The sequence below is a fragment of the Streptomyces sp. NPDC027189 genome, assembly GCF_055566975.1.
On sequence record NZ_JBVHRI010000030.1, the window covers coordinates 37,751 to 63,157 of the forward strand.

Genomic DNA, 25,407 nt, shown 5'->3' on the forward strand with positions numbered 1-25,407 from the left:
AAGGCAGCGCTAGTGGCCGAGATCGTGAGCGGGCGGGACGGCACGGAAGGCGGCGATTTTCCCGCAGACGAGACACCGGGAGACCTGCTGCGCCGCTTGATGTCCTATGTGACGCCGCCCGGCGTGTCCGCGGACCACGCACGCCTGGTCGTTCAGATCTGGGCCGAGGCGTCGACTTCCGGGAAAACTGGCGGCCGTTGCCGTGTCCCGACGCGCTTCGCTGCGCGACCAGCTGGCGGGCCTGTACGCGAGGGACCGCGAAGGGGCCCAGGGCGCGGAGCCGACTGCGGGGCACACGACCCGGGCCGAGGCGGCTCGGGCCGCGCTCATCGACTACGCAACTCTCGCCGCCGTCGACGCTCCTGCCGCTTTCGCGGCGCTCGGCCGGCAGATCGAGGCGGCGTTCGCCTGATCCCGACCTGTCTGAGGGATCCGCCCTTTCTGCCTCCGTGAGTCGGGAGCCCAGTGGCCATGCATCGGCGCCGGGGGCCCAGCCTTACTCGGAAAAGACTGGGCAATGGTCCATGGCGCCGGACGCGACGGGGCCCCGCTTCCTGTCCGTCCCTTCCGCCCGCCCCCCTGCCGTCCAGGCCTCCCAAAGCGCGGCCCTGATTGCCTCCTTCGACTCCTCCGGTTCAGTCTCTTCGTCCGGGATTGCCGCTCGCTCGTCCATGTCCGTCTCTCCGTCGGTCTGTTCTTCTCCGGGCATGAAGCCGCGCTTCAAGGAGCAGGGTGCCTGCCGGTCCGTTACGTGACGATCAGTCCGGGGGGTCGTTGCCGCGGACCGGTGACAATGGAGGCGACTGACATGAACGGGTTCGCCGCAGGCGAGTCGGCTGTCATGTCGGCTGTCATGCTCTCCAGATCAGCCAGTGTGCTCTCGTCCAGCCACGTGGATCCGACCTTCCGCCCGCACCGTTGATCAGCACGCGCTGCCCGGCCGTCAGCTTGCCGTGGTCGAACAGCGCCTGCCAGGCGGTCAGGCCCACCAGTGGCAGCGCTGCGGCGTCGGCCAGCGGGACGCTCTTCGGCGCCGTCGCGAGGATCTCGGCCGGTGCCAAGACGTACTCTGCGGCGGCGCCAGCCCTCGCCATTGGCAGGAAACCGACGACCTGGTCACCGACCTGGAAGCCAGTCACGCCCGCGCCGAGCGCGTCGACGGTTCCGGCGACGTCAATGCCGGGTGTATGGGGCAGCGTCACAGGGATGGCCTTCAGCATGAGGCCAGCGCGGATGTTGGCGTCAGCCGGGTTGAATGACGTTGCCGCGACACGGACCCGCACCTGCCCGGTGCCGGGAACCGGCTGATCCACATCCTCGTAACGCAGGACATCCGGGTCACCGTACTGATGGAAACGCACTGCCTTCATGTGTCTTTTCTGCTTTCGCCCGAGAGGTCGCGGTGGCCTTGCTCCGCATGCTGAGCAAGGCATGGTCTCTGTGGCGCCGGGTGCACCCGCAGGCGGTTGATCGTTGACAGTTGAAGTACAGCCAACAGTAGGAACGGCCGTGCGAGGAAGGCGTGTACATTTGCGACACCAGATGGGATTCCGGCGACACCTTCATCTTTGGTCGGGATAAACGGCCTGTACGGGGCCGGCGTTCTCGGGGTTCTGGTCGGGACCGTCAAGCACCTGGCGGGTCACAGCAGGGAGATTGCGGAGGCACTCCGGGAGGGTGGAGAGCTACCGCAGGTATCAGCGCGGTGTCTCTGGGAGACGACCGCGATCTCCCTTCCGCGTTCTTCCGCATCCACCAGGCCGGCGCGGCGCATCGGGAAAGGCCTTGCCCGCAGCCGGATCACCTTAACTTGATCTTTAATCTGTGCGGCGTGGTCGTGAGGTGGGCCTTGCTCCTTGCTCCTTGACATACGAGACACTGCATCCTGAGGATCCGAGGACGGACATCTCGTGGTCATCAAGAACAAACTACCCGCCGCAGTTCAAGGCGGACGCTGTCGCGCTGTACAGGTCGCGGCCCGAGGCGACGATCCGGCAGGTCACTGCCGATGTGGGAATCAACCCCGAGACCTTGCGGAAGTGGGTCCGGGCAACCGGCGCGAGCCGGCCGCGGGGACGCCGGGCGGAGGTACCGACCCAGCCGCCGACACCATTGGAGACGGAGAACGCCGCTCTGTGCAAGAAGACGTTGTGTGACGACAAGCCACTCAGCCCTCCCCATCGCGTGGTTTGCCACGGACAACTTGTCCGTGGATAAGTACGGCCTTCATCTGGGTTGTGGTTCACGCGATGCTTGATCTGTCGACACGGGAGGTTGAGATGGACCGGGCATTGTTGGCCGACTTTCTCCGGGCACGCCGGGAGGTGTTGCAACCGGAGGATGTCGGGCTTCCCCGCGGCTCGCGGCGTCGTACCGGCGGGCTGAGGCGTGAGGAGGTGGCAGCGCTGGCCGGCATGTCGGTTGATTACTACAGCCGGATCGAGCAGCAGCGTGGCCCGATGCCGTCCGAGCTTGTGCTCGCCGCACTCGCCCGGGGGCTGCATCTCAGCCTCAGTGAGCGGGACTACCTCTTCGACCTCGCCGGGCACCCTGCGCCGCGGCGGGTACTGCGCGAAGATCACGTGAGCCCGACCATGATGCGCATCGTGCAACGGCTTTCGGACACACCCGCTTTAGTGATGTCCCGCTTCGGTGGAACGCTGCTGCAGACCCGCCCGGCGGTTGCCCTGCTGGGCGATTACACCCGGTTCAGCGGACTGTCCCGCTACCTGGTCTACCGCTGGTTCACCGACCCAGCGCAACGCGAGCTCTATCCCGTCGAGGACCACGCCCTGCGGGGCAGGGTTTTCACCGTGGAGATCCGGGCGGCGTACACGGCGGACCCTCAGGGCAGGGCCGGCGAGATCGTCGCGGCACTGCTGGAGATCAGCCCGGAATTCGCCGACCTCTGGCAGTTGCACGAGGTGGACGTCACCCACCACAACGACCTCAAACGCTACCTGCATGGGGAGTTGGGTGAGCTGGAGCTGTACTGCCAGCGGCTGGTGGACCCCGACCAGGTTCAGGAGCTGCTGGTCTTCTCCGCCGTACCCGGCTCGACGGACTACGAAAAACTCCAACTCCTGGCAGCCGTAGGCGCTTAAGCCTCGTCGGCTGTCGGTCGGCGCACACATCCAAGGCACCGATTCTCATATACGGCAAATTATGACCTGAAGCTTCATCGAAGCCCGAGAGGCCCTCTCGGGCGGGCGGCCCGAGGCTCCGCAGATCCAGATCGGGCACGCGCCCATCCAGGCACTTGGCCAGCCATGTCATCGGTGCTGCGTTCTATGTGTCCAGCCACTCAACCAGTGCCACCAGCTCAACCCTTCGAAGGAGACAACAGTCATGAAGGCCATCGTTTTCGACACGTTCGGCGGCACCGAGGTCCTGCACGAGGCGGAGATCGAGGTGCCCCAGCCCGGGCCCGGTCAGGTCCGTGTCCGTGTCCGTGCCATAGGCGTCAACCCCGTCGACGGAAAGATCCGCTCCGGGATCATGGAGGCCATCTTCCCCACCACCCTGCCCGCCGTCCCCGGCGGGGAGATCGCCGGGGTCGTCGACGCCCTCGGCGAAGGCGTCGACCTGTTCAAGGTGGGCGACGAGGTGCTGGGCTGGTCCGACACCGGCGCCTACGCCCAGTACGCACTGGCCACCGCGGCCGTCCTCGCCCCCAAGCCGGCCGGCCTGGACTGGACGCACGCGGCCGCGCTGCCGGTGGCGAGCGACGGCGCCGAACGGGTCCTGGACCTGCTTGATGTCAAGGCGGGCGAGACCCTGCTGATCCACGGCGCGTCCGGCGCACTCGGCACCGTCGCCGTCCAACTCGCCGTCGCCCGCGGCGCCCGTGTCATCGGCACCGCCGGCCCGGCCAACCAGGAGTACGTGACCTCGCTCGGCGCCACCGCGCTGGTCTACGGAGAAGACCTGGTCGAGCGGGTCCGCGCAGCCGCCCCGAGCGGCGTGGACGCCGTGTTCGACGCTGCGGGCAAGGGCGCGCTGGAGGACTCCATCACCCTGCGCGGCGGCACCGACCGGATCGTCACGACCGCCGACTTCCGGGCCCGCGAACTCGGTGTCGTCTTCGCCGAGGGCCCGGCGCGGCGCTCGGCCGCCCGGCTGGCGGAACTCGCCCAGCAGGCCGCCGACGGCGCACTGGTGACCACGGTCGGCGCGACCTACCCGCTCGCCGACGCGGCCAAGGCCCAGCAGACCAGCGACGCCGGCCACAACCGCGGAAAGCTCGTCCTCACCGTCGACTGACCCCCTCTCCCACGAGCGTACAGGGCCTGACAGCGGGGCAGATCGACACGTTCACCACGACCACATACGCGATCAAGCAGTCGGTCAACAAACGCGGTCACCAGGTCCCGTCAGGCGAGTAGGCCTCTCGGCCCTGGCAAGGGGGCAGGTCGGGCGAGTCCCAGGGGCGGGCCGGTACATACCGAGCCGCGACCCGGGGCCCGGATCCGGTCGACACCGCCTGGGAAGGAGAACCGCTCCGTCTCAGCTTGCGCCGGCCCCTCGGCGAGCTTCCCGTACGCCTCGGCCTGAACACCAGGTGGGAACGCCCCGAGTGGAGAGTGGCTGGTCAGATAAAAGCTTACAAGTCGGCCGCTGTCTCCTTGAGTTTCCAGATTGAGTGATCGTCTGGGAATTGGACCCGGAGTCGGCGTCCCTTCGTTAGTGACCAAGCGGTCACCAGGGCGCCAAGGCACCTGCCCACCGCTGCGCGACCAACGCGCCGCTGTCCTTCTCTTCGATCAGAAAGAAGTTTCGTCATGACTCCTGAGCCCCTCATCCCCGCCAACACCACCGTCGTTCTCGTCGACTACGCAGTCGGTTTCGCGAACCTTCTGCGCTCCCACAACCTCGCTGAACACATCAACAACGTCGTGGGCCTGGCGAAGACGGCGAAGTGGTACGAAAGCGGTCTGGTCGTGACCAACGGTCAGTCGAGCAAGCCGTCCGGCCCGCTGTACCCGGAGCTGTTGGAGGCCATCGGTGACCAGCCGGTCATCGAGCGTGCCGTCGACTTCAACTCCTTTTTGGACGAGTCGTTCGCCCAGGCGGTCCGGGACGAAGGCCGGGAGAACCTGGTGGTCGGCGGCGTCGCCACGGACGGATGCGTGCTGCAGACGGTGCTGGGCGGCCTGCGCGAGGGCTACCGCGTGCACGTGGCCGTCGACGCCTCCGCCAGCCCCTCGCTCGAGGCACACAACGCGGCGGTGCAGCGCATGGTCCAGGCCGGCGCGGTACCGGTCACCTGGTTCTCCCTGGCCGCCGAGTTCCAGCTCGACCCCAAGTTCCACGACGCTCCGCACCGCATGCGGCTGATGCAGGAGAACGTGCCGTCCATGGGCATGAGTGCCCGGACCTTCTTTCACGCCCTCGAACTGGGCAAGCGTGCCGCCACGGCCGTCTGAACCCCTGGGGGGCGGGCTCCGGCCCGCCCCCACTCCCACCCTGCGGGGCCCGCCCCCCCGGCCTTCAGGAAAGGGATCTCGCCCGTGAACGACATACAGGGGAACTTGCTGCTGTCCGGCCGGACCGTCGTGGTGGCGGGCGCGACCGGCGGCATCGGAGAGGGAATGACTCTCGCGCTGCTGCGCCAGGGAGCCACCGTCGTAGCTACCGGCCGCAGCGAGGAACGACTGGCCGGCCTCGCGGTTTACGTCAAGGACGCCGGTGAGGGCACCTTGATCACCCACACGGTCGATGTCGGTGACGCGGACAGCGAGTCGGTGCGCGCCCAACTGTCCGCGTACGGTGCGCTGGACGGTGCCGTCATCGCTATCGGCGACTGGGGCAGCCCGGAGCGCACCGGCATCCTCGAGACATCCGACGCCGAGTGGCAGTCGATGATCGCGTCGAACCTGACGAGTCATTTTCACGCGTTGCGAGCGCTCACCCCGCTGCTGTCCCGGGGCGGTGCCCTGGTGCATCTGAGCGGGTTCAGCGCGGAGATCCCCTATCCGTTCGCTGCACTCGTGGGGGCGACCAACGCGGCGAAGAAGTCGCTGGTGAGCTCCCTCACGGCGGAACTGGGCGGCGCCGGTCCCCGTGTCCACGAGCTGATCATCGGGCCCATCCGCACCCGCCCGCGTGCCGCGATCGGAGCGGACAGCCCCGGTTGGTTCAGTGCCGAGGACCTCGGCCGGCACGCGGGCCGCCTCATCGCCGGCGACGGCTCACACACCAAAGACCCGCTCCAGTACCTGGTGACCCGCGCCCACGGTGTACGGACCACACCGCCGAAGTGACGGATGCACAAAAGCCCCTTCATGCACACGGACAACGCGGGAGCATCGATGCAGACCACCGCCGGCCCACCGCCTGCACCCAAGCACACATTTCCCGAGAGCCTTGCCACGGTCACCATCCGGCCCGGCGACCGTGACTACGACGCCGTACGGCACACCTACACCCGCCTCGGATCCCCAGCTGCCGTGATCCGCGTCCGCGACCACCAAGACATAGCGGACACGCTGGCTCATGCCCGCACCATCGGGGTTCCCGTGACCGCCCGTAGCGGCGGCCACGGCATCAGCGGCCGTTCCACCAACGACCAAGGCATGGTCATCGACCTCTCCCGGCTCAACACCGTGGAAATCCTTGACAGCCGGTCCGGCCTGGTACGCGTGGAAGCGGGAGCCCGTTGGGGAGACGTCGCCGCAGCACTCGCACCCCACGGCCTGGGGCTGTCCTCCGGAGACACAGGAGATGTCGGGGTCGGCGGACTGGCCACCGCCGGCGGTATCGGCCTCATGTCCCGTCTGCACGGTCTGACCATCGATCACATGCGTGCCGCCGAACTCGTCCTGGCCGATGGGTCTGTCATCCGCACCGACCCCGAACACCGCCCGGACCTCTTCTGGGCCGTGCGCGGGGCGGGAACCAACTTCGGGGTGGCGACGGCCTTCGAGTTCCAGGCTCAGCCGGTGCGCGATGTGATCGTCGCCATGACCGTCTACGACGCCGCCGACACCGCCGCGTTCCTCACCTGGTGGGCGGCAGCAGTGGAGGCGGCGCCCCGCTCGCTCACCAGTTTCCTGACGCTCGTCGCAGGTCCCGGCGGGAGAGCAGCTGCGGCCCAGGCGATGACCGTGTACGCCGGCACCGACGCGACGCAGGCCCGCGCGGCTCTCGCCCCCCTGTTGTCGGCCGGGCCGGTCCTGCGCAACCACGCAACCGTCACTCCCTACCAAAGGCTGCTGCCCGCCGGACACGAGCCGCAGCACGCGCAGCAACCGCTCACCGTGTCGCGCTCCGGACTCCTGGACCACATCACCCCGCCCGCCGCCGAGAGCATGGCAGCGCTCATGAAGGCGGCTGGCATGGTGCAGCTGCGCTCGGTCGGCGCAGCGGTCAACGACACACCGCCCACCGCCATGGCCTACTCGCATCGCACCCAGAACTTCTCCCTGATGGCCGCCACAGTGCCCGCACTGCGCGACGGCCTCGACGAGCACTGGGAACGGCTCCAGCCGCATGTGAACGGGCTCTACCTGAGCTTTGAAACCCGTACTGGGCGGAGACAACTGCAGGACGCCTTTCCCGGCCAGGTACTCGACCGGCTGGTCTCACTCAAGGCGCAGTACGACCCCGACCACGTCTTCGACAACAACTTTGCCCTGCCGTCGGTGCCGTTCCCGCACTGAAACCGAGGAGATGACCACCCGATGCCCAGCACACACCTGACCGAAATCCAGTCCGTCCCCACCTCCGGTGCACGAGCCGTCGAGCCCTTCGACCTGGACGGCATGCATCTGCTCGCCATACCGCAGCTCGCCTATGACATGCCGGACACCACGGCGAACATGAACGGAGGAGACAGCGACACGGATCTGCTGTTGCTCAAGCGAGGGGAGCGAGGATACGAGCCGTTCCAGCGCGTACCGGCGCCTGGCGGCGAGGACGCGGAGTTCTTCCGTATCGGCGACCGTGCCTTCCTGGCCGTGGCCAGCATCCGTACGGGCAACGGCCCGTACCGGTATGCCACCTCGTCCCATGTCCTCGAATGGGACGGCACATCCTTCGCCGAGTTCCAGTCCTTCGACAGTTTCGCCGCCAAGCAGTGGAGGCACTTCACGATCGAGGACCGGCACTTCCTGGCCCTCGCCCAAGGGGTCGTCCTTCCGGAACAGGAGGCAGACAACCGGCCTTCGCAGATCTTCCTCTGGGACGGTGAACGCTTCGCCCACTTCCAGGACATCGACTCACGGTGGGCCTACAACTGGCACGCCTTCACCGTCGACGGTCACCATTTCCTGGCGCACGCCGAGCACGTGGGCCCGTCGGTGCTCTACCGCTTCGACGGTGAGGAGTTCCGGCCCCACCAGGAGCTGGCCGACCGGCACGGCCGCGCGTTCGCACACTTCACCGCAGACGGCGAATTCTTCCTGCTGGTCGCCCGGCTGCAGAGCGACTCGCAGCTGCTGCGCTGGGACGGCACCCGTTTCGTCGTCCATCAGACGCTGCACGGACAGGGAGCACGTGAGTTCGTCGTCGTGCCAGGTCCGGACGGGACCGTGTACATCGTCCGCGTGAACTTCGTGCTGGGCACACCGGCAGAACCGACCACCGACCTCGACTCCGAGATCTATCAGTGGCGAGACGGGCAGCTGGTGCAGACGGAGACCTTCCCCACGACGGGTGCCACCGACGTCGCCACCCTGCACGACGACGAAGAGGGTCTGCTCATCGCCGTCTCCCACAGCCTCACCGCCGACGTGCGCTTCGCCGCCCGTACGGTCCTCTACCGCTTCACCCTCTGAGTTCTCCGATTCCTGTGTCCCGCTCCTCCACTCAGCGACAAGGAACGTCCATGACCGCCAACGAAAGCCCTGAGCTCGTTGACCTGTTCACCACCTACACGGCCGGTCCCACCAGCATCGGCTCCCACCTCACCCGTACCGCGGCCTCCGACACGGCCGACGCGCCACTGATCGTCGCCACCGGCACCGAATTCGCGCTCTACCCCGGCGGCGGCAAGCCCCCCACGGTCGAGGGCTTCCGCTTCTCCACCAAGGGCTTCAAGGAACTCGCCGGGATCTCCCACCTCGGCCCCGCCCTCGCCACCCTGGTGCAGCTGCGGAAGAAGTACGGCGCCCTCGGCTGGCGCGCGGACGCGGAGCGGCTTCTGGCCCAGGTGCGGCGCAGCCGGGAGGCGAACAGCGCCGAGCTGTGGCGCGACACCATTGCGGTCGAGACCTACCGCGGCCGTGAGCAGGCCATCGCCGACATGGCCGACTACACCTTCGCCGTCACCGACCGCTTCCTCAGCGCGGCTCTCGATGACGAGAGCCGTCTCGACGCCGCCACCCTGCGCGGCGAGTACCTGGAAAAGGGCAGTGCCGAAGGGCACGGAACCATCACTCACATGATGATCGCCACGTTCTTCCTCACCGGGTTGGACATCTCACACCGGATCATCAGCTGGTTCCGTGAGCAGGAGATCGACTGGAGTCGGGCCATGGCGGTCATCGCCGGCAAGCAGGGGCGTCCCACCGCCGGTGTCACCTGGAACACCTCCAGCGTCGCCACCATGCTCCTGGGCGCCTCCGGCTACCAACTGCCTCTCGAACGCCTCTACATGGCACCCCACGCGCCCACCTTCACCACGCCGCCCAACGGTGACCTGTCCGAGGTGGCAGCTTTGGAAGAGCCGCTGCGCCAGATCTGGTCCAACACCCGCGCCACCGTGGAACTCGGCGATCTGATGTTCCCCGGACTGCCCCGCTACACCCCCGGACAGCTCACCCTCCCAGACATCTCCGACCCGTCCGTCAACGAGATAAGCGAGATGCCCGTCATTCACGGCGCGAACGACTGGCGCGCCATGACCACCCGCCTGCGCATGGTGCTGGAGGACCCGAGGCAGCTGCTGTCCGGCTCGGTCACCGACTTCGCCGTCAGCCAGCTCGTCGCCGCCGACAACGATCCGGCCCAGGTGACCGTACCCGGCCTGGACAACGTCACCTACCCGACCGGCCTGTGATCACCGCAAGCGGAAGGTCCCGTGCCGCGGTACCTTCCGCCCGAAGCCAGGAGCACAACACATGCCCCCGTTGACCTTCGACCAAGCCCACCATCTCGACGTGGACGGCGGCCGGATCGCCTACTACGAGACGGGCACCGGCCACCACCCCGTCGTATGGGTGCACGGCCTGCCCCTGGACTCCCGCTCCTGGGCCGCCCAACAGGAGTTCTTCGACCCTCACGCCCACAACGTCTTCCTCGATCTACGCGGCTACGGGGCTTCCGACAAACTGCCCCCCGCCGTGGACAGCGTCACCGCGCTGTACACCGCCGACCTCGCCGCCCTCATCACCCACCTCGGCCTGCAGAGCCCCACAGTGATCGGTTTCGCCTCCGCAGGGCACGTCGCGCTGAGATTCGCCGCTCAACACCCCCAGCTGCTGGGCAAGCTGGCCGTCCTCAACGGCTCACCCAAGTTCCGTCGCGGCGACGACTGGCCGTACGGCTTCGACGACATCGGCATCGCCCACTTCACCGATGCCGCCCGTGACAACGGAATCGCGGGACTCACCGACGCAGTCCTCGACCCGGGCCTGGTCTTCGCCGATATCGGCCCTGACCGCGCCGCGGAGCTCGGCTCGTGGTTCCGGGACATGAGCTACAACGCGGGCGTTGCGACCCTGCTCGGCTTCTTCGACAACATCTCACTCGACGACGACCGTCACCTGCTGCCCGCCATCACGGTCCCCACCCTGGTGATGAGCAGCACGATCGGCCAGGAGGTACCTGCGAGCGTCTCCCTCTACCTCCGCCGGACCATCCCCCATGCGCGTCTGGCCGAGCTCCCCGGCGCCGACCACTTCGCCTTCGCCACGCGCCCTGACCTCGTCAACTCCCTACTGCTCTCCTTCATCGACGATCGCCCCGTACCCGGCCCGTGATCAGTGACCGCTGGTCCGCCTGCGGTCTTTGTCGAGGTCGGCTCCGCGCAGGCCTTCCGCAACGAGGATCTTGCCTCCCGTCTGTGGGCTTGCGGCGTGCATGCCGAACTCCACGTCCGGGCCGGCGGTTTCCACATCTTCGAGGCGCCCCCCGGCTGCTGCCCTCTCGGCACCGGATCTTGCCGTCGCCCGCTCCGTCTGGGGGCGCCGCACCCTGGGTGCCTGATTCCCGGACACTCGCCGATGCCCATGCCCGCCTACGAGTGGCGGGCCGGACCAGTATCCCCGCCGACCTCCAAGAACGGACTTCTCATGACGATGGCCTATCTGGCGCAGCCCGAGCAGCAGCAGAAGCTCGAATGGCTCGACGGGGGAACGTTCTCCGTGCTGCTCGACACGGAAGCCACCGAGGGCAAGCTGACTGTGGGCCGCTTCGACGTCGCCAAGGGCGAAGCCCCGCCGTTGCACCTGCACACCCGCGAGGACGAGGTGTTCATGCTGATCAAGGGCACGGCCCTGGTCTGGTCAGGGGAGGAGGAACACGAACTGCGCGAGGGCGGGATCGTGTACCTGCCCCGCAGCGTCCCGCACGCCTACCGCATCACCTCCGACCGCGCCGACCTCCTGATGATCGCCACACCCGGCGGCATCGAGGGCATGTTCCGCCACGCCGGACGCGACCTCGCCACCCCACGCCCCGAGGGCTTCGAGATCCCCAAGTCCCTTCTGGCGGAGGCATCCGAACTCTACGGCGGCGTCATCCTCGGCCCGCCACGCTGAACCGCTCACTGACCCGAGTGCCCGCGCCGGAACAGCGCCCCCCTGGCTGCCGCCCGGTCTCGAAGGCACTGCCTCCGAGGCGACGGCGGGCCCGTTTCCTTTCCCGCTTCCGACCACCGCGGCCGACGTCGAGCAAGCGCCGGTCGCTCAGGAGACTTTCATGCCCCTCCCTGTCCTGTTCGGCGCAAACGTAGAGCCAAGTGCCCTCCCCGTCGGCCGCTCCGGTGAGCAGGCACTACTCATCGACAGTCTCGGCCTCGACCTTCTCACCATCCAGGACCACCCGTACCAGGCGGCGTTCGACGACACCTGGACACTGCTCACCTTCCTGGCCGCGCGGACGCGACACGTCACGCTCGTCCCGACGGTCAGCTCCCTGCCGTTGCGTCCGCCGGCGGTGCTGGCGAAGGCTGCGGCGACCTTGGACAGACTGACCGGCTCCCGGGTCCAGCTCGGCCTGGGTGCCGGCGCTTTCTGGGAAGCCATCGAGGCCATGGGCGGCTCCCGTCGCACGCCCAGAGAGGCCGTCGACGCACTTGAGGAGGCGATCACCGTCATCCGGGCCATGTGGAGCGGCGAGCGCAGTGTGCGGACGCACGGCGAGCACTACTCGCTCGCCGGCGTCCATCCCGGTCCGGCGCCGAGCCCCGGTCTGGGGCTGTGGCTGGGCTCGTACGGGCCCCGCACGCTGGCGCTGACCGGTGAGAAGGCGGACGGCTGGCTTCCCTCGCATGCCTACCTCGGACTCGACGCACTGCCCACGGCTGTCCGCCGCATCGACGACGCAGCTCTGGCGGCGGGCCGCGATCCGGACACGATCCGCCGGGTCTACAACATCGCCGGTGTCATCCAGCCGGAGTCGGCCGGCCCGTTCCAGGGGCCCGCCGCCCAGTGGGCCGAGCACCTTGTCGCGCTCGTGCGCACCGTCGGGATGAATGGTTTCGTCATCTGGCCCGAACGAGACCACACCCGACAGATCCGCGCGTTTGCCGCCGAAGTCGTACCCGCAGTCCGCGAAGCCCTCGCACGCAAGACCTGACCACACCGTACGCTCGGGCCGGGCAGCACCCCTGACCCAACGGCACCGGCTGTACCCGTCCCAGCCCTTCCCTCCCCAGCGCAGCGTCTTGCTTCTCACCGGCCACCGCTCTTCGCCGAAAGCGTCGTGCGGCCGCTCGACGCTGCCCAGTCCGACGCCCTGCTCGCAGCGCGAGGCGTCGCCTCGGAGCACCGCAGCGCTCTGGATGACGTGGAACGAACATCCGGTGCTGTGTGACGACAGGCGGGTCATCTCTCCTGCACCGCATGGTTTGCCACGGACAACTTGTCCATGGATAAGTACGGCCTTCATCCGGATTCTGGTTCACGCGATGCTTGATCAGTCGAGCACAGGAGGACGTATGTGGGACCAGCCATCCGCCGCCGCGCCTGTCCAGTTAGCCGAGAACGTCGGCGTTATCGGTGTGAGCAGTGCTGAGCACGAGTGAACACTGCAAGACGCAAAGACCGGGCAGCGGTGCAAGGCAGGGTGGGAGGCAGGAGGACGGCACCGCCGCCCACCGACCTCGATGGACCAGCCATGACCATCCTGCAGCCCCCTCGAACCGAGGAACAGGCACGCCGCTCCCCGAGCCCTTACCGAAAAACCCACAGCTCTCACCCTGACGCGAAGGAGAGTGAGCGTGTCCGTCGAAAATCCCGAGCCTGACAGATCTGTCACTGCCGAGGCCACTTCGGCACCGTCTCGGCGCACGTTCATCACGACGGCCACGGCCGTGTCAGGGGCTGTCGTCGTCGGCGGACTGGTCACGGCGCCGGCTGCCCTCGGCGGCCCGGAGGCAGTGGCCGCCGAAGGGCCTCCTGGCGGCACCGTTCACCTGTCGATCAATGGCGTCCGGCACGCTGTCACCGTCGACAACCGCACCTCTCTGCTCGACCTGCTGCGCGAACACCTCGACCTGACCGGTTCAAAGAAAGGCTGCAATGCCGGAGCCTGCGGCGCCTGCACCGTCCTGGTCGATGGCCACCGCGTCAACTCATGTCTGACCCTGGCCGTCCGGCTGGACGGCGTCGAGGTCACCACCATCGAGGGACTGGCTGACGGCGACCAACTGCATCCGTTGCAGCAAGCGTTCATAGATCAGGACGCCTATCAGTGCGGCTTCTGCACCTCGGGCCAGATCGTGTCCGGTGTCGGCTGTATCAAGGAAGGCCACACCGGAACGTCCGACGAGATCCGGGAGTGGATGAGCGGGAACCTCTGCCGCTGTGGCTGTTACGTCAAGATCGTTCGCGCGGTCGAGCAGGCCGCGGGCCAGAACTGAGGTGGACGATGCACCCCTTCACCATCACCAAGGCATCCGACACCACGGAAGCCCTCGAGGCCGGTGGGCGCGGCGGCCGATACATAGCCGGCGGCACCACCCTCGTCGACTTGATGCGCGAAACCGTGGAGCGTCCTGATGTCCTGGTCGACATCACCGCTCTGCCGCTGCACGGTGTGGACCGTACCGAGGACGGCGGCCTACGCATCGGCGCCTTGGTCCGCATGGCGGAAGCCGCAGCACACCCCGCCATACGTGACAGCTACCCGGTCATCTCCCAGGCGCTGGAGCTGAGCGCCTCCGCCCAGCTGCGCAACATGGCCACCATCGGCGGGAACATGATGCAGCGCACCCGCTGCACGTACTTCCGGGACGTGACCGCCGACTGCAACAAACGCGAACCGGGTTCCGGCTGCGCCGCACTGAACGGCTTCAACCGCAGCCATGCGATCCTCGGCACCTCCGACCAATGCGTGGCCACACATCCGTCCGATCTGGCTGTCGCGCTCGCCGCGTTGGAGGCGAACGTCCACCTGATGGCTCCGGACAAGGGCAGGCGCACCATCCCCATCACGGACTTCCTGCTTCAGCCCGGCAACACACCTGACCGCGAACAGGCGCTTCAGCCAGGTGAGTTGATCACGTCGGTGGAGATTCCTGCCCTGCCCCGCCCGCTGAAGTCCGGGTACCTGAAGGTCCGCGACCGCCAGTCCTACGAGTTCGCGCTGACATCGGCAGCGGTGGCCCTCCACATCCGCGGCGGAAAGATCCTCGATGCGAAGGTCGCCGCCGGCGGTGTGGGCACGGTGCCCTGGAAGCTGCCGGCCGTCGAACAAGCCCTCATCGGCGAGCATCCCTCCGACCGGCTGTGGCACAAGGCCGCCGGCCATGCGGCCGAAGGCACGCACCCCCTCAGGCACAACGGCTTCAAGGTCGAGCTGCTCAAACGTACCGTCGAGCAGCAACTGCGCACCGTCGGAGGCACCTCATGAGCCAGCCACAAGCCGCCGTCGGCGCGTCCGTGGCCCGGGTGGACGCACGGCTGCGGGTCACCGGGAAAGCGAAATACGCCGGCGACAACAACCCCGACGGCGTCGTTCACGCAGTCATCGTCGACAGCAGCATCGGCCGCGGCCGCATCACCGGCATCGACGCAGGTCCCGCCCTCGCCCAGCCCGGTGTCCTTACCGTCATCAGCCACCTCAACGCTCCCAGGCTTCCGCCCGTCGAAAGTAACGGCTACCCACCAGGCGAGCCGCTGAGGGCCTTCCAGGACGACCAAGTGCGCTTCTTCGGACAGCCCGTCGCGGTCGTGGTGGCCACGACGCTCGAGATCGCCCAGCACGCCGCGAGCCTGATGCAGGTCACCTACCACGCCGAGCGCCCCTCGACCGACATGAGCGCGGCGCCTCCGGCCAACGACCCCGAGACCTATGCACGGGGCGACGCGGACCAGGCACTGAAATCCGCCGACGTCCAGCTCGACCTGGCGTACCGGATGGCCCGCCAGCACCACAACGCGATGGAACCAGCCGGCATCGTCGCCCGCTGGGACGGGGACAAGCTCACCCTCTGGGAGAAGACCCAGGCGGTCCAGTTCGCCACGTTCAACATGGCGGGCGAATTCGGGATACCGCCGGAGAACATTCATGTCATCTCGCCCGTGCTCGGCGGTGCCTTCGGCAACGCCTTCCGTACCTGGGTGCACTCCGTCATCGCGGTCATGGCCGCCCGCCAGGTGGACCGTCCCGTCAAACTCGTACTCACACGCAAGCAGTTGTACTTCGGGATCGGCTACCGGCCCGCGTACTCATATGGGCTTCGGATGGGCAGCGACCGGCGGGGCCGTCTGACCGCTGCCGTGCACGACGTCGACTCCGAGACATCCAGCTATGAAACGCACCTGGAGGACACTCTCGTCCCCGGGCGGATGCTCTACAGCACGCCGAACGTCAAGCAGGTCCACCGGTCCGTCCCCCTGGACGTCAACACACCGACGTGGATGCGTGGCCCGGGATACTCCAGCGGTGCCTACCCCCTGGAGTCGGCGATGGACGAACTCGCCCATGAACTGGGCATGGACCCGATCGAACTGCGTCTGCGCAACGAACCCGTGGACGACCAGTCCAACGGTCTTCAGTTCTCCACCCGCCGCCTGCGCGAGTGCTACACCACCGGCGCCCGCGAATTCGACTGGAAACGGCGGAGCTTGAAACCTGGCTCCAGGCGCGACGGCGACTGGCACCTCGGCATGGGCATGGCCGCTGGCGTATATGACACCCAGCGCGCCGCAGCCCAGGCTTCCGTGCGGCTGAATGCCGACGGCACCGCCCTGGTCCAGTCCGGGACCAGCGACATGGGGCCCGGCACCGCTACGTCCATGACACAGGTCGCCGCCGACGCCCTGGGCCTGACCATGCGCCGGGTGATCTTTCGGCTCGGTGACTCGACCCTGCCTCCGGCCCCGGGACACTTCGGATCGCAGACCATGGCGAGCGTCGGATCCGCCGTGCAGGACGGTTGCGACAAGCTGCGGAAAAAGGCCATCGCCCTCGCCGTCGGAGACGAGGGCTCTCCGCTGCACGGGGCCGACCCCGCCGATGTCCAGGTGCGCGGCGGCCGGCTGTACGTAAAGGACGCCCCGGGGCGGGGGGAGACGTACCAGCGCCTGCTGGCCCGCAACAACTCCGCCTACCTCGAAGTACTCGGCTCATGGGCTCCGCCGGAAGGACCCGCAAGGTACTCCCTGTACGCCTACGCGGCGACGTTCGCGGAGGTCGCCGTGCACGCCCGGCTCGGCCTGGTGCGGGTCCGGCGCATGCTGGGCGTCTACGATGCCGGTCGTATCATCAGTCCCGCGCTCGCCGACAGTCAGGCACTCGGCGCAATGATCGGCGGATTGGGCGCGGCCCTGCTCGAACACACGATCACCGACCATCGCGACGGCCGAATCGTCAACGCCAACTTCGCCGACTACCTCGTTCCGACGCATGCCGACATACCCGATATCAGGGCGATCTACCTGGCGGGCGGCGAGGACCGCATAGCCGACCCGATCGGTGTGAAGGGACTCGCCGAGATCGTCTGCGTCGGTGTCACGCCGGCCATCTCCAACGCCGTCTTCAACGCCACGGGCCGGCGCATCCGCCAGTTGCCCATCACCCCCGAGCTCCTGCTCTGACCCCCATCACCCTCTTGGTGGCCCCGCAACGGGGCGCCCGGCCTCCGGAGCTGGTACGACTTTCTCCCCTGCAGAAGGTATGGCAATGCCGTTGCTTTAACCTCCGCGTTTCACTTACTGCCGCGTCCGCATCTTGAGCGGAAACCCGAAAGTGCCTTCTGAGCTGGGATGATGAGGCTTGTCCAGGGCTTCTGTCACCACAGCAGGAAGGCACTTTCTGCGTGCGCCCTATCGAATCGCGTCCCAAGCCTGTCGTCTCGGCCGGCGGCCGCGGAGTGGTCAGCCACGCCGGATCCCGCTGCTGGCCGATTTGACAGAGCACCCCGGCCGTTACAGTAAGCGATGTTCGTGCCGGGACCGCAAGCACACTGCAGCTCACCGACGTCGAGTCCGACAACCTTCCTCGCGTGTACCGGACCGGTCGATGACGCGGAATGAACATCTGGTGCTCTGTGACGACAAGCGGATCATCTCTCCTGCATCGCATGGTTTGCCACGGACAACTTGTCCGTGGATAAGTACGGCCTTCATCCGGGTTCTGGCTCACGCGATGCTTGATGAGTCGAGCACGGGAGGACGAGATGAATCGGGTACTGCCGGCCGACTCTCTTCGGGTACGCCGGGAGGTGCTGCAGCCGGAGGACGTCGGACTTCCCCGCGGCCGGACCAAGCTGCTACCCGATCCGGCTGCAGTAATCGACCGACGTACCAGCCAGCTCGGCCACCTCCTCGAGTTCAAGTCGTACTGCTCAGCGGCTGGTGGACCCCGACCAGGCCCAGAAACTGTTGATCTTCTCCACCGTGCCCGGTTCACCGAGCCACGAAGAGCTGCGGTCCCTGGCACCCGCAGGCGTCTAGCCCCGCCGGCTGCCGGTCGGCTCACACATCGAAGTTGGTGCTTCGAAAAACGCAGCACTTCACGTACATAGAGAGACGAGGATTTCCCATGAAGGCAGTGCGTTTCCACGAGTACGGCGACCCGAGCGTCCTGCGTTACGAGGACGTCGAGCAGCCCGTTCCCGGCGTCGGGCAGGTTCTGGTGCGGGTCGCCGCGACATCGTTCAACGGCGTCGACGGCAACATCCGAGGGGGCTTCATGCAGGGCCCCATCCCGGTGACGCTGCCGCACACTCCCGGCATCGACGTCTCCGGTACGGTCGAAGCGCTGGGTGAGGGCGTGGCCGACCTCGAAGTCGACGACCGGGTCGTCGGCTTCCTGCCGATGGCAGGCGATGGCGCGGCCGCGGAGTACGTGGTGGCTCCGGCCGGGATTTTGACGTCGGCGCCTCGGAGCATTCCGCTGCCCGATGCCGCCGCGCTGCCGTTGGTGGGTCTCACCGCGTGGCAGGCGCTGTTCGATCACGCGAAGCTGGCGGCGGGGCAGCGCGTGCTCATCAACGGTGCGGGCGGAGCGGTCGGCGGCTACGCCGTGCAGCTGGCCAAGAACGCCGGCGCGTACGTGATCGCCACGGCCGGCCCGCGCAGCAGTGAGCACGTCGAGGCGGCGGGTGCCGACGAGGTCGTCGACCACACCGCCACCGAGGTGAGCGCGGCGGTGACCGAGCCGGTCGACGTCGTGCTCAACCTCGCACCGATCGACCCGGCGCAGCTGGCCGCGCTGCCCACCCTGATCGCTCCCGGTGGAGTGCTGGTGAACACCACGGTGTGGATGCCCGCACCCAGCGACGAACAACGCGGCGTACGCGGCATCGACCTGTTCGTCAACAGCGACGCCGACCAGCTGTCGCGGCTGGTGGCACTGATCGACTCCGGCGAGCTGCGCGTCGACGTCGCGCAGCGAGTGCCGCTGGCGCAGCTGCCGGCAGTCCACGCCCAGGCCGCCACGGGCGAGCTGCACGGCAAGGCCGTCATCGTCGCACCCGCCGCCTGACACCGACCGACCAGCCTCGAAAGGAAAAGACCATGACACTGTCCCTGGATCCCGAAATCGCCGAGGCGCTGGCCCCGATGGCCGGCGCGATGGCCGAGGCCAAGCCGCCGACTGTGGGCGACATCGCGGGCCGCCGCGCCATGTGGGAACCGATCATCGGCGCCGCGGGAGCCGCGCAGCCCATCCCGGCCGACGTGACGACCCACGAGCACTACGCGACCGCAGACGACGGCACACAGATCAAAATGCGCTGGTACGTCAAGGACGGCGCGACGCCCGGCCCGGCCGTGCTGTTCTTCCACGGCGGCGGATACATCTTCGGCCACATCGACCTGTTCGACGGCCCGGTCTCCCGCTACGTGTCCTCCAGCGGCGTGCCGATGCTGTCGGTCGAGTACCGCCGCGCCCCCGAGCACCCCTTCCCGACACCGCTCGAAGACGCCTACGCCGCACTGCGCTGGCTGCACGAACACGCCCCCGAGCTGGGCCTCGACGCCAACCGTATCGGTGTGATGGGCGACAGCGCCGGAGGCGGCATGGCAGCGGCCCTGACGATCCTCGCCCGCGAGCGCGGCGGCCCGCAGATCGCCCGGCAGATCCTGCTCATGCCGATGCTCGACGACCGCACCACCACGCCCGACCCTCACATCGAGCCCTACCTGCTGTGGTCCTACGACGACAGCCGCACCGCATGGCCGGCCCTGCTCGGCAAGGACGTCGGCGGCCCCGACGTCCCGCCCACGGCAGCTCCCGCCCGGCTCGAGGACGCGACCGGCCTGCCGCCGGCCTACATCGAGGTCGGCCAACTCGACGTCTTCCGCGACGAGGACACTGCCTACGCGACCAAGCTCAGCCGCGCCGGCGTGCCGGTGGAGTTCCACCTTCACCCCGGCGCACCGCACGAGTTCGACTCCATCGCCTTCGGCGCCGACGTCGCGCGGCGTGCCATCGCCGATCGGGTCCGGGTGCTCAAGTCGATCTGAGCCGTGACCAGCGACCTGCTGTCACTTACCAACCCACGTCTCCAGCCACATATCGCTGCACTACCTCAACGACTCTCAGCAAAAACGATCGCTGCTGCATCACCGCACGCCCACATAGGAGTGATGAGGAGACGCCTCCGTTCAGATGGCGGCGGCAAGGCACGCAGTACGGAACTTGAACCGTTCGTCGAACGGTCCCTGGTTCAGCGAGGAAAGGGCCCGCCGGAATGCAGGGCTGTCCCTACCTCGACGTCGCCCCGAAGCGCCTCGGCGCTGGCACGCAGGTGCTTGTCCCCCGTACGGCGGCAGACTGCTGACCGCCGTCAGGAGGTGAAGCAGGCACTCGATGTTCAGGCCGGGGTCGGGTCACTCACATCACGAATCTGCTTGATTCCCACTCGAAGCATTTTATGTTCGTCAATGCTTCACAGTGGATACGCAGCACCAAGACAGGAGATCGATGTCCGACAAGAAACCGATCGCGGCGAAGAAAGCGACCGAGCCCCAGGGGGCCGCAGTGGTCCAGGCGATACCCCTCCTTATCGGCTCAGCCGACAACACTGTTCCGATCACAGTCCAGCGGCGAACTTCGGTCACGCCCGCCAACGCGTTCCGACTGATCGTTCCCATCGACCTGTCGAGAGTTTTCCACCGGGTGGCACCGTTTCCCGGTGTCAAAGGTGTGGCAAACCAGACCGAAGCATGGGATCACGTCGGTCCTACCAGGAACCCGCAGTTCGACGACGGGTCACAGGCCGACGAACAGTTGATCGAGTACACGGAAGGCTCTAGTTTTGCGTATCAACTGACGGGATTCACGAACATCCTCTCCCGACTCGCGGCCGGCGTTCGAGGTGAATGGAACTTCAATCCCGACGGCGATGGCACCGTCATTCGGTGGACCTACGAATTCAAGCCGCTTCCGGGTCGTCGCTGGATTCTCGCCGGTCCATTCACTCCCCTCTGGCGCCGATACATGGTGGCCGCCCTCGCGAGGTGCCTGCAAGTGATCGAATCGGAAGAAAACAACTCGTAGGAATGGTTTTTTGGCCCTTCACAATCCAGGGTGTAGTAGTGGCCTGAAGCCGCCATTTTCCGGCAGGGATCTGGCGATGTAGTTGGTGAGGTTGCGGAATCCGAGGGCGGAGCCGCGGAGGTGTTCGGGCCGTTGATGGCCTCGTACTACAGCCTCAGGTCTTCGTGGTGTGATCGGTTGTGGGGGTGGTGGTCGCCAGGGGCGGAGGCGGGTAGCGGGTCGCCGCGCCGTTTGTAGTGGCTGGCGGTTGCCCGGGTTTGATGGAGGGCTCGCCAGTGGTGCTGCCGCAGGTGGTAAGCGGGCTCGTGGTGGCCGACGGGGGCGGTGGCGGCGAGCACGCCGGCGAGTGCCGGGACGGTCAGGCGGATCAGCGGTAGGCGCTGGTCTCCCTGGTCTGTCCGGCTTTTCCCTGCTCATCGTCCTGATCAATTTCGTGGTCGGAGACCGCGTCGTTCTCCGGTGCGGCTGCTGTTCGGGGTGCTGGGCGCGTGGGACGGTCAGGAAGGCCAGGGCGAGCATCGCGCAGGTGACGTGACGGTGCCAGGAGTTCCAGCGGCGGACCTGGTACTGGCCCAGCCCGGTGATCTGTTTCGCCTGCTCGTTGTTCTCTTCGATCTTCCAGCGCACTCCGGCCCGGCACACGGCCTCCGGCTGGGCGGCGTCGCGGCGGTGGTGCACGAGGAAGTAGGCGTACTCGAAGTCCACGCGCCCGCCTGCGAGTTGCTTCTTCCTGGTGGAGCGGCGGATGAGCAGATGATGGGCAAAGCCGTCGGCGGGCTCCTGGCCGGGCAGGACCACGTCGAACCAGGCCCAGTCGTAGTACCGCTGCCCCTTGGAGCCCTTGCCCTGGCTGCGGCGCTCCCACTGGTCACGCATGGTCGCGTAGTGCAGCAGGTCGCCGGCCTGTGCGACGGCGGGCTGGTACGGCTTGCCGGGAGGGCCGGCCACCGGCAGCGTGACCGGTACCCCCTCCGTGTCGATCGGCAGGCCCCGACGCAGCGGCGCGACGGCCATCTTGATCCGCTGGTAGTGGCCGCGGTAGCCCTTGCAACGAGTTCCTGGTGCAGCACCGTTGTGGTGTGCTCGCCTTCCTCCCAGCGTTGTCGCAGGTATTCCAGGTATGGATCGAGACTGGTGGGCCGACTGCGCCGCGCTGCCAGGAGGCAGATGCCTTCGACGCCGGTGCCGGTGAACCGTGCGCCGTGGCGCCCATGGCAGGCGTGGCGACCGTCAGCGCGCTGAGGGAGAGGAGGACCGAGGGGATGATTACTGCCTTGCGTCGCGTCATGCCTACAGATGTCCGTGCGCACAGGGTCCGTCACCAACCCGTGTGCTGCCCATCTCCAAGTATTGCAGGCACTACCCCGGGACTCGGGCCACCGCCCGTACGTCGTGGCTTTGCCGCCAGGTGGAGCCGGTCGCGGGCGAAGAGCAGATACAGGGGACGACGAAAGGCCGGCCCTGGCCTCGGATCACGGCGCCGACGGCGCGCCGGACCCGTTACGGGCGGGAATGGCTGTGACGGCTCAGAAGCGGGTGCCGTCGCAGCCTAATGGGACCTGCCGGGTCGGAGAGACTCGGTGCCGTAGCCGCCAGCAGGTGAGCACTTTCGCTGCCGGAGCCTTTGAGCTCTGTGATCAGACCGTGCCCCTGCTGGCCGGCCGGGAGGCCAGACCGCTGATGGGGTGGCGTGCCCGCCGATTGGGGCGTGAGCACTGGATCCATTAGGCCGCGCGCCGTGTCTCCCGCAGGCTGCACGACACGTGAAGTACCTGACCAGGGAGAACCGTTGCTGCTGATCGGCGATGACTGGGCCGAGGACCACCACGACGTTGAGGTCCAGGACGAAAGCGGCCGCAAGCTGGCCACCGCGCGACTGCCCGAGGGCGTGGAAGGCGTCGCCAAACTCCACGAGCTCGTCGCGAAGCACGGCGGCGAGGACCTCGATACCACCGCAGTGGTGGTCGGGATCGAGACCGACCGGGGCTCGTGGGTGCAGGCCCTGGTCTCCTCCGGCTACCAGGTCTACGCGATCAACCCGCGGCAAGTCGCCCGCTTCAAGGAGAGGTACGGCACGTCCGGCGCCAAGAGCGACAAGGGCGACGCACACGCGCTGGCCGACATGGTCCGCATCGACCGTGCCCAGCTGCGGCCCATTGCGGGGGACAGCGAGCAGGCCCAGGCCGTCAAGGTCGTCGCCCGTGCTCACCAGACCCTCATCTGGGAACGCACCCGCAACTTCCAGCGGTTGCGCAACACGCTGCGCGAAAACTTCCCCGCCGCCCTCAACGCCTACGCCGACATCGCGCTGACCAGCACGGACGCGCTGGAACTGCTGATCAAGGCACCCACCCCACAGGCGGCGGCGAAGCTGACCCGCCCTCAGATCGCAGCCGTCCTGGCACGCGCCCGGCGCCACAACCGGACCGCAAAAGCAGCCACGATCCAGACCGCACTGCGTCAGCAGCACCTCAGCCTGCCTGAGCCGGTCACGGCCGCCTACGCGGCCACCGCCGTGGCCCATGCCCGCCTGCTCATTGCCCTGAACGAGCAGATAGCCGTCATGGAAGAGCAGGTGAAGGCGCATTTTCTGAAGCACCCGGACGCTGAGATCTACCTCTCGATGCCCGGCATCGCGGAGATCACCGGCGCCCGGGTGCTCGCCGAGTTCGGAGACGACCCCACCCGCTACGCATCCGCGAAGGCACGCAAGAACTACGCCGGCACCAGCCCGGTCACCCGGGCCTCCGGCAAGAGCCACACCGTCCAGGCCCGCTACGTCCGCAACAACCGGCTCGCCGACGCTCTGCAGACCCAGGCGTTCTCCGCCCTACGGGCCTCGCCCGGAGCCCGCCACTACTACGACAAGCAACGCGCCCGCGAGGCCGGTCACAACGCCGCCCTGCGGCAGGTCGGCAACCGCCTTGTCGGCATCCTCCACGGATGCCTCAAGACCCGAACCCCCTACGACGAAGCGACCGCTTGGTCGCACCACGCGCACCCCCATGCCGCTTGACCCCAAACGACATGGGGTGTCTGATCAGCTGTTCTCACACGGTTGGTTCTCGCGCGTCAGCTGATCCTCACCTACACAGCTCGTCGTCGATCAGGTCGTTCTGGGTCTGCTGGCTGGACGAGTCCGAGGAGCCGTCGCCGGACGCGTTCAGGACCACGCCACGGCGGCCGTCAGCGCTGAATCCGTTGCGGGTCGTGTAGCCGGGAATGTCGCCGCCATGACCGTAGTAGACACCGCCGCAGGACAGCGGGACCTCCATCAGGCCAAGGCCGTAGCGCGCGCCGACCCACCCGGGATCCAGCTCCGAGGCCCGTACAGTCGTCTTCATCGCCGCCAGCTGCGCGGGGCGCAGCAGCTTGCCGCCCAGGAGCGCCTGGTAGAAGCGGATCAGATCGGCCGTCGTACTGATCATGGCGCCCGCCGCACCCCCGGCGGAAGGGTTGAGCGCGGTGACGTCGATCTCCGGACCCGCCTCGTCGAAGGCGGAGTAGCCGCGCAGATGGCGGCCGGGGATCCGCGAGTCCGTCGTCGGGGCGAGGGTGTCGTACAGGCCCAGCGGGCGGACGATTCGCGCGGTGACCTCCTGGGTCCAGTCGTGCCCGGTGATCTTCTTGATGATCATTCCGGCGAGGATGTAGTTGGTGTTGGAGTAGCTCCAGCCGGTGCCGGGCTGGAAATTCGGGGCGTGCCGCGTGCCGATGGCGGCCAGCTGCTCGGCGGTCCAGGTGGCGTAGCGGTTGGCTTGGTATCCGGCCTTGCTGGCGAACTCGGGGAAGTCCGCCGTGTAGTCGAACAGTCCGCTGGTGTGCTGGAGCAGCTGCCTGACGGTGATCTTTCTGCCGTCGTTGCCGTTGCCGGAGACCACTCCGGGCAGCCAGTGCTCCACGGTGTCGTCCAGCGAAAGGCGTCCCTCGGCGACGAGTTGCAGCACCACCGTGGCGACGAACGTCTTGGTGGTGCTGGCGATCCGGAACCGGTCGCCGGGACGTGCACGGTCCCCAGTTGCTTGGTCGGCCACCCCTCCGGTGGCGTTCCGGGTACCGTGTGGTCCGGTCGAGCGGACCACCACCCCGACGGTACCCGTCTTCATGATGGTGTCCACGTGTGCCTTCAGCGCCGTGCTGTCTGGCGCGTGGTGCGTCCCGCCGCGCACCGAAACGGCTGCGGTTGCGCCCTCGGCGGGAACTGCCAGGGCGATACCGGCCGCCAGCGCGGTCGTCAATGTCGTGGTCACCACACGGGAGATGAGTTCGGTCTTCATCTGCCGCGGACTC

General features: G+C 67.6%; 21 protein-coding genes and 1 pseudogene. 19 read left to right on the forward strand and 3 right to left on the reverse strand.

What is annotated here, in order from left to right; all coding sequences use genetic code 11:
* The first annotated feature begins 202 nt into the window (after positions 1-202).
* Entirely contained in the window at positions 203-412 is a 210-nt protein-coding gene (locus ACZ4RZ_RS42360) for a hypothetical protein (RefSeq protein WP_467752892.1), read from the forward strand.
* 493 nt (positions 413-905) lie between these two features.
* Here the strand turns inward: ACZ4RZ_RS42360 and ACZ4RZ_RS42365 are convergent.
* Positions 906-1,370, reverse strand: a pseudogene (locus ACZ4RZ_RS42365) (NADP-dependent oxidoreductase); the annotation flags it as partial.
* 472 nt (positions 1,371-1,842) lie between these two features.
* On the opposite strand from ACZ4RZ_RS42365, the gene ACZ4RZ_RS42370 reads away from it, so the two are divergent.
* The 17 genes from ACZ4RZ_RS42370 (at position 1,843) to ACZ4RZ_RS42450 (ending at position 21,117) form a co-directional block, all read left to right on the forward strand.
* Positions 1,843-2,217, forward strand: a complete 375-nt coding sequence (locus ACZ4RZ_RS42370; protein ID WP_467752939.1) for a transposase — start codon at positions 1,843-1,845, stop codon at positions 2,215-2,217.
* 62 nt (positions 2,218-2,279) lie between these two features.
* Positions 2,280-3,104: a helix-turn-helix domain-containing protein gene (locus ACZ4RZ_RS42375; protein ID WP_467752940.1), complete on the forward strand. Its 825-nt coding sequence runs from the start codon at positions 2,280-2,282 to the stop codon at positions 3,102-3,104.
* A 244-nt stretch (positions 3,105-3,348) separates the two neighbouring features.
* Positions 3,349-4,263, forward strand: a complete 915-nt coding sequence (locus ACZ4RZ_RS42380) for an NADP-dependent oxidoreductase (protein ID WP_467752893.1) — start codon at positions 3,349-3,351, stop codon at positions 4,261-4,263.
* Between the two features lie 518 nt (positions 4,264-4,781).
* Positions 4,782-5,426, forward strand: coding sequence for an isochorismatase family protein (locus ACZ4RZ_RS42385; protein WP_356950993.1), 645 nt, complete (start codon positions 4,782-4,784; stop codon positions 5,424-5,426).
* An 84-nt stretch (positions 5,427-5,510) separates the two neighbouring features.
* Positions 5,511-6,263 carry an SDR family NAD(P)-dependent oxidoreductase gene (locus ACZ4RZ_RS42390; protein WP_467752894.1) on the forward strand — a complete coding sequence of 251 codons (753 nt, stop codon included), beginning with the start codon at positions 5,511-5,513 and terminating at the stop codon, positions 6,261-6,263.
* 48 nt (positions 6,264-6,311) lie between these two features.
* Positions 6,312-7,661, forward strand: a complete 1,350-nt coding sequence (locus ACZ4RZ_RS42395) for an FAD-binding oxidoreductase (protein WP_467752895.1) — start codon at positions 6,312-6,314, stop codon at positions 7,659-7,661.
* Positions 7,662-7,682: 21 nt separating this feature from the next.
* Positions 7,683-8,777, forward strand: coding sequence for a hypothetical protein (locus ACZ4RZ_RS42400; RefSeq protein ID WP_467752896.1), 1,095 nt, complete (start codon positions 7,683-7,685; stop codon positions 8,775-8,777).
* Positions 8,778-8,827: 50 nt separating this feature from the next.
* Complete coding sequence (locus ACZ4RZ_RS42405; protein WP_467752897.1) at positions 8,828-10,000, forward strand: DUF5624 domain-containing protein; 1,173 nt, start codon at positions 8,828-8,830, stop codon at positions 9,998-10,000.
* 61 nt (positions 10,001-10,061) lie between these two features.
* Positions 10,062-10,922, forward strand: a complete 861-nt coding sequence (locus ACZ4RZ_RS42410; protein ID WP_467752898.1) for an alpha/beta fold hydrolase — start codon at positions 10,062-10,064, stop codon at positions 10,920-10,922.
* A 249-nt stretch (positions 10,923-11,171) separates the two neighbouring features.
* Positions 11,172-11,702 carry a cupin domain-containing protein gene (locus ACZ4RZ_RS42415; RefSeq protein WP_467752899.1) on the forward strand — a complete coding sequence of 177 codons (531 nt, stop codon included), beginning with the start codon at positions 11,172-11,174 and terminating at the stop codon, positions 11,700-11,702.
* Between the two features lie 160 nt (positions 11,703-11,862).
* On the forward strand, positions 11,863-12,741 hold the full coding sequence (locus ACZ4RZ_RS42420) for an LLM class flavin-dependent oxidoreductase (RefSeq protein WP_467752900.1): 879 nt from the start codon (positions 11,863-11,865) through the stop codon (positions 12,739-12,741).
* A 643-nt stretch (positions 12,742-13,384) separates the two neighbouring features.
* On the forward strand, positions 13,385-14,026 hold the full coding sequence (locus ACZ4RZ_RS42425; protein ID WP_356951089.1) for a (2Fe-2S)-binding protein: 642 nt from the start codon (positions 13,385-13,387) through the stop codon (positions 14,024-14,026).
* An 8-nt stretch (positions 14,027-14,034) separates the two neighbouring features.
* Positions 14,035-15,018, forward strand: a complete 984-nt coding sequence (locus tag ACZ4RZ_RS42430) for an FAD binding domain-containing protein (RefSeq protein WP_467752901.1) — start codon at positions 14,035-14,037, stop codon at positions 15,016-15,018.
* On the forward strand, positions 15,015-17,207 hold the full coding sequence (locus tag ACZ4RZ_RS42435) for a xanthine dehydrogenase family protein molybdopterin-binding subunit (protein WP_467752902.1): 2,193 nt from the start codon (positions 15,015-15,017) through the stop codon (positions 17,205-17,207). The genes ACZ4RZ_RS42430 and ACZ4RZ_RS42435 overlap by 4 nt, the downstream gene beginning before the upstream one ends.
* 946 nt (positions 17,208-18,153) lie before the next feature.
* Positions 18,154-19,098, forward strand: coding sequence for an NADP-dependent oxidoreductase (locus ACZ4RZ_RS42440; protein ID WP_467752903.1), 945 nt, complete (start codon positions 18,154-18,156; stop codon positions 19,096-19,098).
* 32 nt (positions 19,099-19,130) lie between these two features.
* Positions 19,131-20,081 (forward strand): alpha/beta hydrolase, encoded by a 951-nt coding sequence (locus ACZ4RZ_RS42445; protein ID WP_467752904.1) that lies wholly within the window; start codon positions 19,131-19,133, stop codon positions 20,079-20,081.
* 460 nt (positions 20,082-20,541) lie between these two features.
* Entirely contained in the window at positions 20,542-21,117 is a 576-nt protein-coding gene (locus tag ACZ4RZ_RS42450) for an SRPBCC family protein (RefSeq protein WP_467752905.1), read from the forward strand.
* An 18-nt stretch (positions 21,118-21,135) separates the two neighbouring features.
* On the opposite strand, the gene ACZ4RZ_RS42455 is transcribed toward ACZ4RZ_RS42450, so the two are convergent.
* Positions 21,136-22,131, reverse strand: coding sequence for a hypothetical protein (locus ACZ4RZ_RS42455; protein WP_467752941.1), 996 nt, complete (start codon positions 22,129-22,131; stop codon positions 21,136-21,138).
* A gap of 775 nt (positions 22,132-22,906) precedes the next feature.
* Here ACZ4RZ_RS42455 and ACZ4RZ_RS42460 point away from each other — a divergent pair.
* The gene (locus ACZ4RZ_RS42460; protein WP_467752906.1) at positions 22,907-24,133 is read left to right on the forward strand and encodes an IS110 family RNA-guided transposase; all 1,227 of its coding nucleotides are present in this window, start codon (positions 22,907-22,909) and stop codon (positions 24,131-24,133) included.
* Between the two features lie 67 nt (positions 24,134-24,200).
* On the opposite strand, the gene ACZ4RZ_RS42465 is transcribed toward ACZ4RZ_RS42460, so the two are convergent.
* Complete coding sequence (locus ACZ4RZ_RS42465; protein ID WP_467752907.1) at positions 24,201-25,394, reverse strand: serine hydrolase domain-containing protein; 1,194 nt, start codon at positions 25,392-25,394, stop codon at positions 24,201-24,203.
* Between the last annotated feature and the right edge of the window lie 13 nt (positions 25,395-25,407).